Source organism: Bradyrhizobium icense, from assembly GCF_001693385.1.
GTDB classification, from domain to species: domain Bacteria; phylum Pseudomonadota; class Alphaproteobacteria; order Rhizobiales; family Xanthobacteraceae; genus Bradyrhizobium; species Bradyrhizobium icense.
In genome coordinates this window covers 2,572,687-2,590,762 of the sequence record NZ_CP016428.1, presented here as the reverse complement: position 1 = coordinate 2,590,762, position 18,076 = coordinate 2,572,687, and the positions used below count along the sequence as shown (strand labels likewise).

16 protein-coding genes are annotated in these 18,076 nt (G+C 62.8%); 2 read left to right on the top strand and 14 right to left on the bottom strand.

What is annotated here, in order from left to right; genetic code table 11:
• The first annotated feature begins 333 nt into the window (after window positions 1–333).
• Window positions 334–1,383, top strand: coding sequence for an IS110 family RNA-guided transposase (locus LMTR13_RS12225; RefSeq protein ID WP_065728102.1), 1,050 nt, complete (start codon window positions 334–336; stop codon window positions 1,381–1,383).
• A gap of 587 nt (window positions 1,384–1,970) precedes the next feature.
• Here LMTR13_RS12225 and LMTR13_RS12220 read toward each other — a convergent pair.
• The 5 genes from LMTR13_RS12220 to LMTR13_RS12205 form a co-directional block, all read right to left on the bottom strand.
• Window positions 1,971–2,852, bottom strand: coding sequence for a replication initiator protein A (locus LMTR13_RS12220; RefSeq protein WP_065728101.1), 882 nt, complete (start codon window positions 2,850–2,852; stop codon window positions 1,971–1,973).
• Window positions 2,853–2,875: 23 nt separating this feature from the next.
• On the bottom strand, window positions 2,876–3,154 hold the full coding sequence (locus LMTR13_RS12215) for a helix-turn-helix transcriptional regulator (protein ID WP_065728100.1): 279 nt from the start codon (window positions 3,152–3,154) through the stop codon (window positions 2,876–2,878).
• A 124-nt stretch (window positions 3,155–3,278) separates the two neighbouring features.
• A complete protein-coding gene (locus LMTR13_RS12210) occupies window positions 3,279–3,809 on the bottom strand; it encodes a DUF2285 domain-containing protein (RefSeq protein ID WP_083218990.1) in 531 nt (176 codons plus the stop codon).
• Between the two features lie 49 nt (window positions 3,810–3,858).
• Window positions 3,859–3,990 (bottom strand): transcriptional regulator domain-containing protein, encoded by a 132-nt coding sequence (locus LMTR13_RS42405; RefSeq protein ID WP_236843455.1) that lies wholly within the window; start codon window positions 3,988–3,990, stop codon window positions 3,859–3,861.
• Window positions 3,991–4,207: 217 nt separating this feature from the next.
• Window positions 4,208–4,486 (bottom strand): DNA -binding domain-containing protein, encoded by a 279-nt coding sequence (locus LMTR13_RS12205; protein WP_065728098.1) that lies wholly within the window; start codon window positions 4,484–4,486, stop codon window positions 4,208–4,210.
• A 217-nt stretch (window positions 4,487–4,703) separates the two neighbouring features.
• On the opposite strand from LMTR13_RS12205, the gene LMTR13_RS12200 reads away from it, so the two are divergent.
• Window positions 4,704–4,931 carry a helix-turn-helix domain-containing protein gene (locus tag LMTR13_RS12200; RefSeq protein ID WP_065728097.1) on the top strand — a complete coding sequence of 76 codons (228 nt, stop codon included), beginning with the start codon at window positions 4,704–4,706 and terminating at the stop codon, window positions 4,929–4,931.
• 64 nt (window positions 4,932–4,995) lie between these two features.
• On the opposite strand, the gene LMTR13_RS12195 is transcribed toward LMTR13_RS12200, so the two are convergent.
• The 9 genes from LMTR13_RS12195 to LMTR13_RS12150 all read right to left on the bottom strand — a co-directional run bounded on the left by LMTR13_RS12195 (window position 4,996) and on the right by LMTR13_RS12150 (window position 18,074).
• Window positions 4,996–5,316 (bottom strand): DUF736 domain-containing protein, encoded by a 321-nt coding sequence (locus LMTR13_RS12195; RefSeq protein WP_065728096.1) that lies wholly within the window; start codon window positions 5,314–5,316, stop codon window positions 4,996–4,998.
• 554 nt (window positions 5,317–5,870) lie between these two features.
• Window positions 5,871–6,356 carry a hypothetical protein gene (locus LMTR13_RS12190; protein WP_065728095.1) on the bottom strand — a complete coding sequence of 162 codons (486 nt, stop codon included), beginning with the start codon at window positions 6,354–6,356 and terminating at the stop codon, window positions 5,871–5,873.
• Window positions 6,357–6,494: 138 nt separating this feature from the next.
• The gene (locus LMTR13_RS12185) at window positions 6,495–7,418 is read right to left on the bottom strand and encodes a DUF2493 domain-containing protein (protein WP_065728094.1); all 924 of its coding nucleotides are present in this window, start codon (window positions 7,416–7,418) and stop codon (window positions 6,495–6,497) included.
• Window positions 7,419–7,721: 303 nt separating this feature from the next.
• Window positions 7,722–8,783: a DUF7146 domain-containing protein gene (locus tag LMTR13_RS12175; protein ID WP_065728092.1), complete on the bottom strand. Its 1,062-nt coding sequence runs from the start codon at window positions 8,781–8,783 to the stop codon at window positions 7,722–7,724.
• On the bottom strand, window positions 8,783–13,138 hold the full coding sequence (locus LMTR13_RS12170; protein ID WP_065728091.1) for a strawberry notch-like NTP hydrolase domain-containing protein: 4,356 nt from the start codon (window positions 13,136–13,138) through the stop codon (window positions 8,783–8,785). Before LMTR13_RS12170 ends, LMTR13_RS12175 begins: the two co-directional genes overlap by 1 nt.
• A gap of 182 nt (window positions 13,139–13,320) precedes the next feature.
• A complete protein-coding gene (locus LMTR13_RS12165; RefSeq protein ID WP_065728090.1) occupies window positions 13,321–15,435 on the bottom strand; it encodes a ParB/RepB/Spo0J family partition protein in 2,115 nt (704 codons plus the stop codon).
• A gap of 133 nt (window positions 15,436–15,568) precedes the next feature.
• Complete coding sequence (locus tag LMTR13_RS12160; RefSeq protein WP_065728089.1) at window positions 15,569–16,519, bottom strand: ArdC family protein; 951 nt, start codon at window positions 16,517–16,519, stop codon at window positions 15,569–15,571.
• Window positions 16,520–17,231: 712 nt separating this feature from the next.
• A complete protein-coding gene (locus LMTR13_RS12155; protein WP_065728088.1) occupies window positions 17,232–17,414 on the bottom strand; it encodes a hypothetical protein in 183 nt (60 codons plus the stop codon).
• Between the two features lie 135 nt (window positions 17,415–17,549).
• Window positions 17,550–18,074: a thermonuclease family protein gene (locus tag LMTR13_RS12150; RefSeq protein ID WP_065728087.1), complete on the bottom strand. Its 525-nt coding sequence runs from the start codon at window positions 18,072–18,074 to the stop codon at window positions 17,550–17,552.
• Window positions 18,075–18,076: the final 2 nt, after the last annotated feature.

The following is an 18,076-nucleotide window of genomic DNA, read 5'->3' as shown; positions in this document are numbered from 1 at the left end:
GCCCTGTTCTGCCGACTGCAGCAATCCCTTTGGAGCGCTAAACCACTGCGAAGCGCGATCGGCGCCTAACTCACCGGCCTTCCAATTCGGGGTTCGCGAACCGTCTTTGCTGAAGCGATGGCCGGTTCGCGCCCTTTGGTGTGAGTTCACGAACGCCCGCTTACCAGCAGGCTGGAAAACGCGCGATCTCGTTAGAAGGAATCCGAAGGATTCCAGGTTAGCCGGGGTACTGACCGGTGCCCCCTCGTCCGCCGTGCTGCTGCGATGATGCCTTGCAACGATTCGCGAACGGAACGCGCGGTGCGTTCCGGCGGTCGGCGGTGGAGGCGAACGATGGACTTTTATGCAGGGCTCGACGTGTCGCTGGAGGCGACGAACATTTGCGTGGTCGACGGCGAAGGAAAGGTCATCCGGGAGGCGAAGCTCGAGACCGATCCGGACGCGATCGAGCTGTTCCTGGCGGAATGGGGAATCCACCTCAAGCGCGTCGGCCTGGAAGCGTTCTCGTACTCGGCCTGGCTGTTCACGGCGCTCGCCGAAAAGGGCCTGCCGGTGATTTGCATCGAGACCCGGCACGCCAAGGCGGCGCTGAACGCGATGCTGAACAAGACCGACCGGAATGACGCCAAAGGCATCGCGCAGATGATGCGGACCGGCTGGTTCCGCGCGGTTCACGTCAAGTCGGAGGCCGCGCAAACGCTGCGGGCGTTGCTCGTGGGACGCAAGGCGATGCTCGGCAAAGTGCTGGACATGGAGAACATGATCCGCGGCCTGGTGCGCCCGTTCGGCCTCAAGGTCGGCGAGATCTCGGTCGGCCGCTTTGATGCACGGGTGCGCGAGATTCTGACCGGGAAGAAGGAATTGGAAGCGATCGTCACGCCGCTGCTGGAGGCTCGAGCTGTGATGCGACAGCAGCTCGCAAAACTGCAGCGCCTGGTGCTGGTTGCGGCACGCGGCGACGCGGCCGTGCGACGGATGATGACGGTGCCGGGCGTCGGCGCGCTGGTGGCGCTGACGTTCCGCGCCACCGTGGATGATCCGGCGCGGTTCAAGAAGTCGAGCAATGTCGGCGCGCATTTCGGCCTGACGCCGCGGCGTTACCAATCCGGGCAAACGGACCGCATTGGCAGCATCTCCAAATGCGGTGACGAGCTGACGCGAGCCATGCTGTACGAGGCGGCGATCGCGATCCTCACGCGGATCCCGAAGAACTTTAAGCTGCGGCTGTGGGGGCTGCGGCTGGCCAGGAAGAAGGGTCTGAAGCGCGCAGCGACGGCGGTGGCACGCGCGCTCGCCGTGCTGCTGCACAAGATCTGGATCGATGGCACGACCTTCCGGTTTGGCGCCGGCATGAAGCGCGGTCGGGTCGCTACGGCTCGTTAAGGGCCTCCGCGGACCGGCCGCGCCGGTCGTCGCTACCACCTTCCGCCATGGCGGAGCGGCGTCTCCCGAGGAGACGGGGATGTGGGTGAGATCGCAACTTAACTTGCCGGCGGCTTCATGCCGATCTTTGAGGCCATCAAGCACGGCGCTGGTTAGCCTGACCGCCCATTCTCCAGATTCCGGCATGTGGTGGCCTTGGTGCCAACCACGGACGTTAGCGAGTTCTCCTCGACGAGCGAGCTGTCGCAGGGTGAAGCAACGATCGTAACGCGACAAGGTCGATGACGAGATCCGCGCCTTGCAGCGGGCGATCGCTTGCGCGCGCGTGCGTTCGAGAAAAGAATCGCATTGCAGGAAGGCGTTGCGCGTGAGAGAGTAAGCGCATGAGGCATCCCTGCTGCAGCGGCGCGCGAGTTGTTCACAACGCACTGATTCACAACAAGAAGTTAGTGTCAGTACGTTAGTAAAGTTACGGCTGCGGCAAGTCGTTGAGTGCCAAGGCGTTTCATCCGATTTTGGTCCCTGATAACACGAGGTTCGGGTCCCTGTTGGCACGTCGGTTGTAGTCCTCGATAGCACGAACTGATTCACAGGTTTTCCCCACGGTGACCATTCAGAGCGCGCTTGCGCAGACGCGCCGCGATGGGATCGGCAGCAATCGGCGCAAAGGCCAGACGCTCGTCGCCGCGCAAGCCGCGCTCAATGACGAGTTGGTAGCCCGGCAACGTTTGACGACGGACAATCTCGCGCAGGTCGTAAGCAAAATGTTTGAGGGGCGAGAGGCTGCCGGATTTTGCATGGAGATGAACAAAGTCGAAGCTCCAGCCACCCTTCTGTCTGCCGCCGTGCTTGCGAACAATGCGATAAAGCCAGCGTTCCAACCCGCCCGTGAGGTCGAAATACGCCCGGTCGATGGTGAGCACGAGCGCGTCGTCCAGCACACCGGCATAGAACCAGTCCGGCAGGATCAGCTCCAATCCGCGGGGCCGGCCGTGGGCGTCGGCCGTCTCTTTCCATTCATTGATCCAGGAGAAGCGGTGCCGCCGCCGATCGGTCGATTGACGGATCGACGTCATAACCGTGGTCGATTGCAGCCGGTCGAGTGCGGCCTTGAGACGGTCGTAGTCCCGAACGCTGGTGCCGCGACCAACGAAGGTCAGAATCTCATACGGCGTTGCCGCCATCAGGCGCGAGGTCTTCAATCCGCCGTCGCGGGCCTCGACAATCTGCGACGCCGCCCAGATCAAGACGTCGGCGTCCCAGATGGTCGCCATGCCATGCTCGGGCACGGCTTCAACGCGAATGGCAATCTTGCCGGCGCGGAAGTCGATGGGAGCGACTCGTCTGGATTTGGCGAGCGAGAAGAACGGATAGGCCATCAAATCCTGCGCATCGCGTGGCGCGAGATCGCCAGACAGCGCCCGGAAGAGACTTAGCTGTTCCCGTTCAGAGACGTGTCTGCGTCGCATCGAGATAATCCCCCTAGCGACGTTCAGCGACGCGGCCGGCCGGCATACGGTATGGGCGTTTGCCGCTTAGCCGGCAGCACGGTACCTGCGCCTGGATCAGAGGTCGAAGTCTTGGCGCCGCGATCGGCCCAGGCTTTCAGGTCTTCCAGCGCATAGACGACGCGTCCGCCGAGCTTCCGATAGGCGGGACCCGTGCCGTAGGTTCGGTGCTTTTCCAGGGTCCGGCCGGACAGACTGAGAAATCGAGCAGCTTCTGGCGTCCGCAGATATCGCTGCGGGAAGCCGGCGTTCGGATCGGGCATTGGCGTGGCTCCGTGATCGTTTCGAGCGCGACCGCGTTGGGTCGTGCGTCGACGGTCACGATGGCGGAGTAGAACGGCCTAGGGGGATGCCGAAGATGCGGGGACGATTTTCGGCACCCCTGCCCTATTCCTTGCGGGATGGTGGACGAAGCAAGGCGCGATAGCCGCCACGCACCAAGGCTAAGCCGGCCTGCACCAAGCGGATGGTGCGGCTGCGCAATTCGTGCGTCTTCCAGGCGAGTTCGGGGATGCGTTTTCGGCCGAACAGCACCTCGGCGATCACGCGATAGGAAGCGCCATCTATGTGACCATCGAGCGCTCGTAGCGCCAAGGCCAGTCGTTCGCGCCGCTGCGCCGAAAGCTGATGGAAGGGAGGTCCAGGCGGACGACCATTGATCGCGCGCCATAGCCGATGTGAGGCATGCGCCCGTATCTCAAAATCAGGATCGAGCGGCAGTTCGGCTGCATAAGAGACACCCGGCTGCGGCGCCTCTTTCAGCCACAGATGATGTTGCGCTCCACGAATGCGCAACACGGCATGCCAGCCGTCCGATGCCTGTTTGATGCTGCTTGATTCAAGCTCGGCAAGCGGTAGCATCGCGCCGGCGCCTTGCGAGAGACACACGTTACGGACGATCGGCAGTACCGTGGGCAAGGCCTCGGGTGCCCAGAAGATCGTTTGTTCGTAGAAGGACCCCTGCGGGTCATGAGCGAAAGCAGACGCCCCATCTCCTTCGGAATTCGGAAGTCACCTGCCCGCCCTTCGGTCGAGCGTTCCGGTACGCCATTCGATAATTCGTACTCCGTCGGAGTGACTCCCAAGCGAAATCCTCCATCTCCCCAGATTTGATGGCGTTCTGATATGTCTCCGGTGAGCGCCAGTCGATGTCAGACACTGCTCTGCCCCTACCGTAGAACGACTACGCCCTATCTCTATGAATCCCGAAGTCATCGGGGAAGTCAGCAATTATGCATTGCGTGATGCATGCAGGCGATCACGCGCTAGCGGGAGAAATCTGTCCTCGATTACACATTACTGGCGGCAGATTCTTGCTATTTGATCGCTCCGCCGCGAAGCAAATCGCGATAGCCGTGGTCTGCCATCCACTTTGCACGCGCCAAGTGACTATCAAATGCATTGCGAGCGCGCGACGGTTCGCGATCCGGGTCGATATGCAACACAATCCGAGCAACATCCTTCCACCCGGCGCCGTCGGCCTCGGCATCGAGAAGGCGCCAATACGTCACCAGATGCTGTTCATCGTAGCTCGTGAGCACCGGATCATCCGGAGCTGCGTCGGCGACATCAGGATCGAGGGGCGGTTTCTGCATCGTACCCACATTAGAACGCCAAGAGCGGCTATGCCACGGTTCCGTCGCAATCCAGAGCCCCGTCCTTAATTGCTGGATTTTCTTTCAAGGCTCGTTCGCTATATCGGCGACCAATCGACCAAACCTCATTGCGTTGCCGCAGATGATAGCATCCGCGGAGACGAATAGGAACGATCGTTCCTAGAACGATCATTCCGGTTCGGGTTCCCATGCCGCAATGGATCTCAAAGAGATCATGGCTGTGAACCTGCGTCGAAAACGCCACGATCTAGAAATGACGCAAGAGGAGTTGGCCGAGCGCGCAGGCCTGAGCGCCCGTTATGTCGGCGCCATCGAGCGCGGCGATGTATCAGCAAGCGTCACCGTGCTCGGACAAATTGCTGAAGCATTGGGGATCGAACCGGGAGACCTCCTCAAGAGGTCTGCGCGGCTTAGCAAATCGTAAGCCGCCTCAGGCTAGCTACGAAGCGCCCCGCCCGGAGGACCGGGCGGGGCTTGGTGGATGATTCCTACTCGCCGTTCTTGCGCGGCCGCGACCAGAGGAGCGTGTAGCCTTCGCCGCCTTCGTCGTCGAACAGGTTCGCGTAGATCGGCGCGTTGAACGAAGGGTCGTCGAGCTTGAGCGAGAGGTAATCGCGGCCCTCTTCGGAGCGCTTCGACCAGGCTGCCCCGATCTCTGCCCGGCCCACGTAGATGCGGTGGCTGGGAGCGTTGTCGTTGGAGCGGCTGGTCTCGGCGACGATGCGGACACCCTTGGCCTGCAGGCTCAGGGTGACGATCTCGCCCTGAAAATCGTTGCCGACCTTCTTGAAAGAACCGATGTTAGCCATGTCACTTCTCCTGTTTGTGTTTCGAACCCGCGACCACCGCGGCCTCGATGGCGATGGACAGGCCGAGGACGATCGGCGACGCACCCGCTTGCGGGCCGGAGCGCAGCGGAGGACGCTGTCGTAGAGACTTTCTTGCCTCGCGAGGAATGGGCGTAGCCCAGGGGAAGAAAGTCTCAAGCGACGGCGTTGCGCCTCAGACGATCGAGGCGCAGCCGGTCTTCGGCCAGATCAAGCCATCAAAGAGGCCACGCGCGTCCGCGTGCTGAACCGCGATCTCGGGAGAAAACTTGGCTAATCTCGGTTTGAACGCGCAAGAAGTCGGAATGGCTCGGCGTAGAGAAAGAAACGTCGTGCAGGAAACGGCGGGATAGTCATCCGACGAACAGCCGCGACTATCGAAGGCACATCACCATTGCATCTATGTAGGCCGGTAAGAGGTGGCGCAGCCTGCTGTAAGCTCCGTACGGAGGCACGCCTATTTTTCGCTCGAGCTCGACGACCTTTCGTTCAACGCGTCGATTTTCGCCAACTGATCGAGGAGCAGGTGGCGAGGACTATCCGTCACGCGTAGCGGCCGAAAGAACCGCCTGAGGAGGTGCACCTCGCACGACCCCGCCTGAGTCCAATGGGCGGGGCTCCGCGAAAACAGCCAATCGTGTCCAGGCCGTACCGCCAATGAAAACCGCGCCGAGGCAAGCGAAGATCTCACGCCAGGCCAGCGAAGGCATCCCGAGCTGCGACATCGCGAAGACTACATGATAGCCAGCAATCGCAGCTGGGACGGCGAAGGCGGCCGCTATGGCTGCACGCAAGATCGGAAACCGGGCGATCGCGAAGGCGGTCCGACCAATCGCCAGCGTCACGCCGCCGGCAACAATACCGACGAGCGGCGCACCGAGGGTGCCATCCCCGCTATGAAATGCGGCCATGCCGGCGCTGACGGCGATAAAAAACGGCAAAGCGTACACGGCCAGAGCAAAAATCAGCCAGCAGAACAAGCCGATGCCGACGGTGTTGAGGACAAGTCCAAGGGCGAGCATGGTGGTGGCTCCATATGCAAAGGCATAACGGTCGCGCCTTCCACCACCACCGCGGCGCATCTTTGGACATATTGTCGAAACGAGGCGGAGTTGCGGCGATGCAACTCCGCCTGGGTGGTGACGGCGTTAGTACGGCGCTTATGCAGCGCCGAACTTCCAAACAGTGATGCCCAGCCGCTTCGCCTTGTCGGCAAGGTTGTCCTGGATTCCGGTGCCCGGGAAATGCATGACACCGATCGGCAGGAGCTCGAGCATGGCGTCGTTGCGCTTGAACGGTGCTGCCTTGGCGTGCTTGGCCCAATCTGGCTTGAAGGCGATCTGTGGGACCTTCCGGGTGGTCGCCCACTTGGAGGCGATCAGTTCAGCGCCCTTTGGCGACCCACCGTGAATCAGGACCATGTCGGGATGCTTGGCGTGCACCTTGTCGAGACGATCCCAAATCAGATTGTGGTCGTTGAAGTCAAGGCCGCCAGTGAGTGCGATCTTGGGCCCAGGTGGCAACAAGACCTCGGTCTCGGCTCGGCGCTTGGCCGCGATGAAGTCTCGGGAATCGATCATTGCCGCCGTAAGCGCGCGGTGGTTGACCAGTGATCCAGATCGGGGACGCCAGTGTGAACCAGTGTGGAGCTCAAAGTGCTCGATGGCCTGATCGCGGAAAAGCTGCAGACAGTTGCGCCGCTCGATCAGTGTGATGCCTTCGGCCGTCAGGCGCTCAAGTTCGACCGACCGTACTTCCGAGCCGTTCTGCTCGCGCTGGCTCTTGCGTTGAGCCTGCTCGTTGTCATCGAGATGGCGATCAATTCGGTCTGCGGCGCGGTGGAAGAGACTAACGGTTGACCAGAGCAGATCCCCAAGGTCCGGTTCAAGCCGCGTGTCGCTCAGAGTAGCGACCAAGGCGTCAAAGATATCGGCGACAGCGCCTGCGATCATCTTGCCCTCGGGGAGCGGTCTCGGATCCGGCTCATCGTCGAATGGGCGGTAGCCAAAGAGCTGCAATTCGCTAAGGACGTCGTCGGTCGGAGAGGTGCCGTGCGGCGGTTCGATGTCGTCATGGTCGGTCATGGAAGAGGTCCTTTGCCGGATCGGCCGCGCCCATCGCGGCCTTCGTGGCGATCACTCAGGCGGCGAGCGGAACGGCCAGAACCCGAAAGCGGAGCGGAGGGCCGCAGCGCCAGCGGAGGATGGCGAAGGCCGGCTATTTTGCTTCGCGATGCAAAGGCCCGAAGGGCCGGCGGAAAATAGCCGGACGCAGCCATTGCCGGCCCGGGCCGCTTGCCGTCCGATCGCCCTCTAGAAGGCCGAGGTCGCGGCTCTCCGGCATTGGGACCGCGACGACCGAGCCGTCGACGTCGAGGGAAGCCAAACCTATGCGACAACGGTCGACAGGAGCAGGAAGCGGGCGACATCCTCTGGCAGGAGTTGCATCCGCAGCGCCGCGCGGAGGGCATCGAGGCCGAAGATGTGCAGATCTTCGTTAAAGTCACCAAGGCGGGGTGACAACGTGATCGCTTCAATACCGGCGGCTTCTGCGCGCTGCGTCAGGATTGCCCGGACCGCATCTCCAGCAGCATCGGCGTCGCAGGCGATATAGAGCCGGCGCAAGCTCGACGACAGAAGCATGGCCGAGAGGTGATTGGCCGAAAGCGCAGCGGCCATCGGCAAGGTCGGAAGAACACAGCGCAGCGATAGCATGGTCTCAATGCCTTCGCCGGCGACAAGCACGTCGTCATCGGCTCCTCCGAAGCGAACTGCGTTACCGAGCAGGTCGCCCATGGCTCGTCGCGGCGTGTCGATCGGGGCTTTGCCGAGCCGAACGCGATCAAAGCCGTCCGGATCGAGCCAGGTGCGGTGCACGCCGGTGATCCCGCCATCGAGATCCGTGACACCAGCGATCATCGCCGGCCAGGTCTCGGTCGGCAGGTGCTCGTCAGGCCGGTAGTAGCAGCGCGGATGGAAGCGCAGGCTGCCACCATGGTGCACGTGGGCGATTCCGCGACGCTGCAAATAGGTCTCAACGACTGTACCCTCAATCGGGCCTGAGATCGCAAACAGCCGTCTTGCGGCCTCTTGTGAGCCGGCCGCTGCCGCGGGGCGAGCCGGCTTTGAGACGCGCTCCGGGTCAGCGCGGGGCAGCTTGAGAAAGCGTCTTGCCTCCTCGGCGACGGCGTGGAAGTCACGAAGGCCAAGGCTATCCCTGACGATGTCGAGGAGATCGCCGTGCTCGCCGGTCGCGGCATCGGTCCACTTGCCCGCACGTCCCTTTGGCGAGTCCTGGAGCCGCACGAACATCGAGCGGCCCGGGGTGTTGTGGACATCACCAACCAGCCAGTACCGCCCCTGGCGCTTGCCGTTGGAGAGATAATAACGGCACACCGCTTCGGCCTCGCGCGCGAGGCGGTGTGCCAGTTCGGAGGCGTCCCGGGCCATCACGCGGCCTCCCGTTCGGTGATGCGCTCGATTGCATAGCGGTCGAGCACCTTCGCCAAGACTTCGATGCCATCAGCGTCAGTTGGCACGAACATGCGCAGCTTCCAGGAGATGATCTCCCCGAACAGGCCGTAAGCGCGCAGCCGGTCGCGCATCGCGTCGTTGAATCCGGAAAGTTCGATGCGGTATGCGCCCATCACTCGGACACGGCGGAGCTGGAGGCCTTCGGCGAGGTCGATGACCGTCCGGCCTTCCATCAGTGCGATAAAGGCGGCGTCAGTAGTGAGCTTGGGCGCGTCGGCGGCAAGGGCATTGGCGGCCCAGGCTGCCGAGACCTTGCGACCAATGACGCGCTCGCCGGCATCGGTCTGCAGCCGATAGACCTGCGTCGACTCGTTCGGCAGCCGCTTCCAGATCGGCAGCAGTAATCCCGCCACAACGTGGATCGTGTGTTCGGTGAACTCGGGGACCTCGGCAAGCTCGGCCAGCCAGGCCCCAGTGAAACGATCACGGTCGGCTTCAACCCAATGGCTTTCCGCCATCATCTTCAAGGAGACGCTGTGCTGCTCCATCGGTCGTATCAGCCGGACGCGCTTCTCGATCTCACCGTCGTCGAGCATGAAGCTCGGGACCGGGACCTGCACGGCTGCACGCCCGGAGCGCTCATTGATCAGGAGCACGGCCCGATGATCGGAAAGACGACCAAGAGCATCATCCAGGCTCACAGGACGATTGCGCTGGCGCTGAGTAATCGTGAGAAGCCGCGTCTCGGCGCCGGTTGCCGGATGAACATAGATTGCCCGCCGGTCGGTGACGACAAAACTCTCGGCGCGGAGGGTTTCCAGTCCGGCGTCATAGGTGCCTGACGCGACGGCGCCCTCGATGCGAGCGGACAATAGCTGCTCGAAGACGGTGAACAGGATATTCTGCAGGTCGATGGTGAGGGCGAGCAGCCTGTTCAGGAAGGTCGTGATCGGCGGCAGTTCATCCTTGAGTCCGTTGGTATCGGTGAGCTTCAAGCCGGTTGCGTCCTCAAACCTCTCGAGCGAGCAGCCCTCGACCTTGCCGCGCACGAGCAGCAGGTAAAGTTGACGCAATGCATCGCGGCCATATTGGCTTTCGAGGTTGTCCTCGGGCCGGAACAAGCCCTGCCCTCCGGTCTGGCGCTGACCTCGCGTGATGGCGCCCAATGTGTCGAGCCGGCGCGCGATCGTGGAGAGGAAGCGCTTCTCTGCCTTGACGTCTGTTGCGATCGGCCGAAACAGCGGCGGCTGCACCTGGTTGGTCCGGTTCGTGCGGCCGAGCCCCTGGATCGCGGCGTCGGCCTTCCAGCCGGGCTCAAGCAGATAATGGACCCGCAAGCGGCGATTCCGTGCCGACAGCTCGGCATGGTAGCTCCTGCCCGTGCCGCCCGCGTCGGAGAACACGAGGATGCGCTTGACGTCGTCCATGAACGCCGCGGTCTCGGCGAGGTTTGCCGATGCCGCGCGGTTTTCAACAATCAGACGATCACATTTGCGGATGACGCGGCGCGAGCGACCAGTGACCTCGGCGACCATGTCCGTTCCAAATCGCTGAACGATCTGATCGAGCGCACCGGGCACCGGCGACAATGACGCGAGCTTCTCGATGAGGCGGTCGCGGCGTGCGACGGCTTCGCGGCTTTCGACCGGCTGGCCATCGCGGTAGACGGGCCGGGAGCAGAGGTTGCCCTCCGAGTCGGTAAAGGGTTCATAGAGCTGAACCGGGAAGGAATGGGCGAGATAGTCGAGGACATATTCGCGAGGAGTGATGTCGACCTGGACGTCTCCCCACTCCTCGGTCGGGATGTCGGCGAGTCGGCGCTCCATGAGAGCCTCGCCCGTCGAGACGATCTGGATGACGGCGGCGTGTCCAGCGTCAAGATCGCGCTCGATCGAGCGGATCAGCGATGGCGTTTTCATCGAGGTCAAGAGGTGGCCGAAGAAGCGCTGTTTGGCGCTTTCGAAGGCAGATCTGGCCGCGGACTTTGCCTGTCCATTCAGCGTACCGGTCTCGCCTGTGATGTTGGCGGCGCGCATCGCCGCCTCGAGGTTGTTATGGATGATGCCAAACGCGCCGGCATAGGCATCGTAGATGCGGACCTGCTCGGGCGCGAGCTGGTGCTCGACCAGCTCATACTCGACGCCCTCGTAGGACAGCGAGCGAGCGGCATAGAGACCGAGCGCCTTGAGGTCGCGCGCCAGCACTTCCATCGCCGCAACCCCACCCTCCTCGATCGCCTCGACAAACTCGGCCCGGGTCGCGAATGGAAAATCATCGCCGCCCCATAGTCCCAGCCGCTGGGCGTAAGCCAGATTTTGGACCGTGGTGGCACCCGTTGCGGAGACGTAGACCACGCGGGCATTCGGCAAAGCATGCTGGAGCCTGAGGCCCGCACGCCCCTGCTGAGAGGCCGCCAGGTCACCGCGTTCGCCTTTGCCGCCAACCGCATTCTGCATGGCGTGGCTCTCGTCGAAGACAATCACTCCGTCGAAACCTGCCCCAGCCTCCGAGCCGGGGTCGGAGCCCAACCATTCGACGATCTGCCGCACGCGCGAAAGCTTCTCGCCGCGTTCGTCGGTGCGCAGCGTGGCGTAGGTGGTAAACAGGACGCCTTCCGCGAGCCGGATTGACGTGCCCTGCCGGAAACGTGAAAGCGGCGTAACGAGCAGTCGCTCCATACCAAGCGAAAACCAATCGCGTTGTGCATCTTCGATCAGCTTGTCGGACTTGCTGATCCAGACCGCGCGGCGGCGACCTTTCAGCCAGTTGTCGAGCAGGATGCCGGCGACCTGCCGTCCCTTGCCAGCGCCAGTGCCATCGCCGAGGAACCAACCCCGGCGAAAACGGACGGCATTTTCCGCGTCGTCAGGCGCTGCTGCCACGACGTCAAAAGTCGTGTCGACCGTCCAGGCGCCTGCGAGAAATGCGGAATGTGCCTCGCCGGCGTAGATGACGCTTTCGATCTGGGCGTCCGAGAGGATGCCATCCGCGACGACATTGGCCGGCAAATGCGGCCGATAGGACGGCTTCGGCGGTGCGACAGAAGCCATCGCGGCGGACTGCACGAGCTTGGTGGGATGCGGTTGCGCGCCTGGAATGCGGATCGACTGAAGTGTGTAGGCTTCATAGAGCGAATCGGTGATGTTGGTGCCATCCGTGGGCGTCCAATCCGCCGACTCGTAGGCGACTTCGGTCGCCACGGCATCAATTGTCGGTACCGCTGCAGCCGGCTGGCGGCGCGCGACGTAGGCACGGACTGTTCGAGATGTGGCAGGGCTGGCAATTGGCGGCACCACGCCAGCCACGGTGCCGGCAATTGGCCGACGTGGCGGCACGTACTGTAGAACCCAGCCGAGCAAAGTCGGTAGGTCGGGCGCAATGCCGGGCGATGCTGGAAACGACGCGATTTTGTCAGCCGGTACTCGATCGATAACGGTCAGACGGGTGTCGATGTTGGTGCCGTGCTTGGCATAGACGGCACCGTCGATTGCCGCCGAGAATACGACACGTCCCTGTTCCTGCAGCCGCTTGAAGGAATTGGTCCACGCAGGATTGTCAGGCGCGACGTTCGCGCCGGTAATGGTGACCAGCCGTCCGCCTTCCGGAAGGCGGGCCAGGGCGGATCCGACGTGCCGCAATGCCGCATCTGCCATCTGTCGATCGACATGAACCGCTGCCGAGAATGGCGGGTTCATCAGCACGACGCTCGGCACAATGCTGGCATCGAGGTGGTCGTTGATGTGAGCGGCGTCATACTGCGTCGCCGAGACGGCGGGAAAGAGGTCGCTAAGAATGCCGGCACGGCTCTCGGCGAACTCATTGAGGACAAGGGAGGCGCCATCTAGTTCGGCAATGATGGCGAGAAGGCCGGTGCCAGCCGAAGGTTCGAGAACGACGTCTGCAGGCGTGATCGCGGCCGCCCGGCTCGCGACAAATGCCAGCCCGATCGGTGTCGAGAATTGCTGGAGGGATTCACTTTCAAGGGATCGGCGTGTCTGAGTCGGAAGGAGACTGGCGATCCTCATCAGCATCGACAGCATGGCGGCTGGCGACGTCGCCTTGGCGCGCATGGCGGCGCCATACCGCCGCAGGAACAGGACGGTGGCGGCTTCGCAGGCGTCGTAGGCCGTCTTCCAGTTCCAGGCGCCGGTCGCATCGGAGGCGCCGAAGGTAGCCTCCATGGCGCTGCGGAGGACAGCGGCATCGATCCGACGACTGCGCTCGAGATCGGTCAAAAGCTGTCGCGCAGCCCTAACGACAGAAGATGCGACAACGGCGGTGGCACGGATCGAGAGCGGCGCAACGGCGCCGCCAGCAAGAGATTCAGTCATGGGAGAGTTTCTCGGGAGAGCGGAAAATGGGCTGAACCGCGCGGCGCTCTCCTTCGGACCGCTGCGATTCAAACCCTTCCCGGCCCGCCTCTACCTCTCAGCCGTCGCCAATAAAAAGGGGACCGGCGCTCTGCACCGGTCCCCAAAACCGCGGACAGCCGGAGCCGTCCCGCACCGTGACGTCACTCAGCCGCGTCGAGCTGTTGCGGATCGTCGTCGCTGGCGTTCTCCCGATCCTCGTCGTCGGCGAGGAATTCTGGCAGAGAGCCCGCTTCACTCTCCTCTTCCGCTGGCGACGCGGCGGGATCAACGAGACGCAGCGGCTCCGGCAACCAGCCCGAACCATCGAGAAGGCGCTCGGCCTCCTTGGCCATATCCGCCTTCTTCAGGTGATCGATCAGTTGCGAGGACGACTCGCCTCTTGCTTCCCGAACCGCCTCCAGAATGCGAGGTTTGGTGACGCGGCCGAGATAGTTGTCGATGGTGGGTCTCCAGCCGGCCTGGATCATGTCGAGGCCGACAGCGCGGGCCAGCACGTTGGCTTGGTCGAGCCGCGTGCGGACGCCATGAGCGGAGACGCGGCCCTGATTGTAGCGGTTCGCTGGCTCAAAGAGGGCGTTGACCGCAAATGACGCACAGTGAGCGAACAAAGACGCCTGCGCACCGCCATCGAGCGCAGTGAGTGCACCCCAGAGAGCCTTTTCGTCCTTCGGCAGGCGTGCTTTCCAGGATTCATGCCGCGCCTCGACGGCCTTCGCGGACGCGCTTTCCCTTAAGCCAGGGGCTTGAGCGGGAAAGGTCGGCGTGTGAAGACCGATCTCAAGACAACTGCCTGACGAAGCGAACCGGTAAAAGGCCGTCAGCACGAAGTTGTGCAACACTGCCTGGAACGCGATCGCAGGATTTTCTGCCAGCGCGTCCCGCAACGCCAGCGTACGATGCGCCGTCAGCTCTGTGATCAGCCGATCCGGTAGAGGCTTGGCCGCGTCGTCATCATCTTCTTCGGCATCAGCGGCGCCACTGGCGACCGCGATCACCGTGCGCTGAACGCAAGCACCAGCCCCCTGCTGCTCGGTCGACAACGGATCGGCATCCTGCCCGACATCAGGAACAATTGCCGGCACATCGTCCTCTGCCCGGACGTAACCACGGTCCACGGAAAGGCGTCCCTCGGAATCGATGCTGATGAAGACACCAGCTCGAGCGATCTCCGTCGGATCGTAGAGCATCGGCCGGTCTTCGAACGCGGTCAGTACCGCCTCGATTTCGCCGAGGCGATGATCGACATCGTCGGGCAATTCGTCGGCGTCCTGGTAATCGGATTCAAGCTTGGCCTGCTCGGCGTTGAGGGCGTCGATGGTGGCCTGCTCCTGAGGGGAGGGATCGACAGGTTTGCCCTCGATTTCGCGCAGGCCCCTGGTGTGATCGAAGGGGAAGTCTACGGCCACCGAGATCCATTTCCAGCCCTCCTTGGCGATCGTTTCGGCCCCGACTTTGAGCTTTTCCGTGACGAGACGATCAAGCAGCGGCACATCCTGCAACCATCCGCCGTCGTCATGCGCGAACAGATCCCGCATCACGGCGCCGCCGGCCTGCTCGTAGGCATCCAGTCCGATGAACTGGGCGCGACGGTCGGAAGCGCGCACGGTGTCCTCCGTCAGCATCCTCCGGATGTGATATGGCTCGTCGTTGCCGGATCTGTTGACGTTGTCCCAGACCTGCTCCTGGCGCGCCTGGTCGGCTGTGACCGAGAAGGCCATCAACTGTTCGAGTGTCATACCGTCGTCGGCATAGACGTCGTGCAACTTCGGCGAGACTGACGCCAGACGAAGTCGCTGCTTGACGATCGCCGGCGAGACGAAGTGCCGCGCGGCGATATCCTCTTCGCTCATGCCGCCGTCATGCAGCAGCTTGAACGTGCGGAACTGATCGAGCGGATGCAGTCCGACCCGCTCGTCGTTCTCGGCGAGGGAATCGTCCTCAGCGAGGCCACTATCCCTGATAACGCAGGGGACAGGTTGCGTCTTTGCCATACGCTTCTGCTTGACCAGCAATTCGAGCGCGCGGTAGCGGCGTCCGCCGGCGGGCACCTCGAACATACCGGTCTCCTGGCCGTCGGCATCGACTACGGCACGAACGCTCAGGCTTTGTAGCAGCGTGCGCTGAGCGATGCTTTCTGCCAATTGCTCGATCGAGACACCGGCTTTCACGCGGCGGACGTTGGACTGGCTGAGCACCAGTTTGTTGAAGGGAATATCGCGGGAGGGACTGAGTTTGATTTTCTGAACGCTTGCCATGTCGGATTCTCCAGGACGGGCGGCCGAAAGACTCTCTCCCGACCTCCTACCCGTCACAGACAGGCTGCGCGCCTCTCACTCTCTGACGCGCAGCACCAACTGAGGACTTAGACGGGCACGGCGCGCGGATCCGTCATGCAGCTTCCTCGCTGCTCCCAAAGACGGAGTGGATCGCAGGCGGCAGAAAGCCGAGCAGGAAATCGGCTGCCTTAGATGCCGCACTCGCCGCACGGACGACGGCGCGATTATCCTCGCGCAGCACCTCCAGCCAGGAACCGATGTAGTCAGCGTGGCGCACGGTCGGCACGATACCGAGCGAGGCACAAACGAAGGCACCTGCCATTTCGGCGACCAGTTCTTCGCGCGCGTATGATTTTGAGCCGAATGAACCGGAGTGGTCGCGGTTGAGGCGGGATGCCTGGCCGGTCCAATGACCGAGCTCATGGAAGGCGGTTCGGTGCCAGTTGATCGGCTCGAAATAGGCAGCCGGCGGCGGCACCTGTACGAAATCGCGCGCCATATTGTAGTAGGCGTGCGCACCGCCGATGCGGAAATCCGCGCCGGTCGCCGCGATCAACGCCTCGGCTCGCGGTTCAATCTGGCCTGGTGGCGGCGGCACCACCAAAGCCGCGACATCGTCGGGCAAGCCATCGCATTGATCCGTGTTGAAGACGGTAAAGCGCTTGAGAAACGGGATGGCACCCGGCTCCTCTCCTGCCTCCGCGGCGCGCCGACGTTCGTCGTCTGGTGTGAAGCGATCGGCATAGACGACGGTCGTTCCCCGCTCGCCCTTTCTGACGTGGCCGCCGAGCCCGAGTGCCTGGCGGAAGGTAAGCCAGCTCTGGCCGGAAAAGCCGTGCTCGATAACGGCACCCCACAGGATCAGCACGTTAATCCCGGAATATCCGCGCTGCGTCGACGCGTTACGCGGCATCGCGAGCGGCGCCTTGATCGCCGCCGTCCCCCAGGGCTGAACCCACGGAATACGGCCGACCTCCAGCTCTGCTATGATCTTGTCGGTGATTTCGGTGTAAAGGCTCGTTCGGTCGTTGCCGGCACGAACTCGGGCGGTATGTCCAGACATCGCGGTTCTCCGCGACGGGCGCCGGAGGCCTCTCCTCCGATCTTCAACCCGTCGCGTCGAACCCGGCCCGCACTCTCACTCTCCACGACGGTGACGGGCAAACGGACTGCGCATTCGCCGTAAATGGCGGCCACCCTGGCTGGAGATCAGGCGCGCGGTGCAAACGCCGAGCGATGTCAACCTCGCGGCGATGAAGCCTCCGCCAACCACCTTCGTGCACCATCTCGCCAGCCGGCTGCGCTGCCGCAAATACGCCAAGGCGGGCCGATGTCCCACGACGATCCTGATAGGATTCGCTTGGCAGCCACGCCACCCTCGAACCGAAGACGGAGCACACCGTTGGCACGCGGAGTTGCCATACGACTGGTCAGCGCCGTCCCTTCGACGCCGAAGCGCAGCGGAGGCAAGAGAGAAGGCAGCCGACGAAGGGGCAGTGATAGCGACGCGGGCATGAAATGCCCGCGGGCACCGAGGCGACTGCAGTCGCGAGACCGGTTAACAAGGCACCCGCGTTCGGGGCAGTGATAGCGGCGCCGGCATGCAACGCCGGCGGCCCCTAACGCGAGTGCCTCCGGCGAGCGACACGGTACCCGCGCAAGGGATCAAAGCCGGACGGGCCGAGACGCGTCAGCGGCTCGGTTCACGCGAGCCCGGTGCGGCGGACGCCGCATGCGCACAAGCTGAGAATCCGCTTAGACTTGAGTCAGAAGATCTAAATTTCCTCGCGCGCCCTCGCCCGCGCGTCATAGATCCTGATCTGAAGCATGGGAAAACGCTTCTTCAGCTCTTCTCCACCTGCCCTTGCGCCCTCTCTGGTTGCAAATTCGGCTTTGAGTCGGCCGTCCACTTCAAGCGCGTAACCAGAGGCCGGCAATTCGCGGGTAGCTGCAACCATTTTCTTCCTTTTGTCCAGTTAGGCGGTTCGGATTGATGGGTTAGCGTGAGTCGCCCAAACCACGCCAGAGCCTCCTGCGCGACTGTGGGGATAGACTATCGTTCGCTGTGGATTGACGCCTCGCATTGAAGTTCATCAAGGATGGGCATTCGCGTCGTCCGAACAGTCGGAGGGCTTTCCGTTTGCGCGGATGCAGGCACGATAGAGCCACGGCTCAACGTAGCTGCCTTTCCAGAGTCCGCGGCCGGCGTGCTCGGCGGCGCGCTGAGCGCCATCATATTGGCGTTTCGAGTATTGGGGCCAATCCAGTGCCAAGCCCTTGCGCACAAGCCATTCGCCGAGATCGGTGCCGCCGACCGAACAGGTCGCAACCACCCGGCCATATGGGTCAAGGTTGACGTGCGAGCAGTTAACCGGACGCCGGGCAATGAATGCGTCAAGTTCGGTTGCTGTCTTCGCGCCACAACGATATTGCGAACTGTCCTCGCCGCGGCATAGCTGGCTGCTCTCCGGCGCATCGACCCCCCACAGCCGAATGCGGGTTCCATGAATCTCCAATGTGTCGCCATCAATGACGCTCGCTTGACCAGCCATATCATCGGCCCGCGCGATGCCTGACAGCAGAAGTAGCATCAATACCAATGTTCGGCGCTTGATCATGA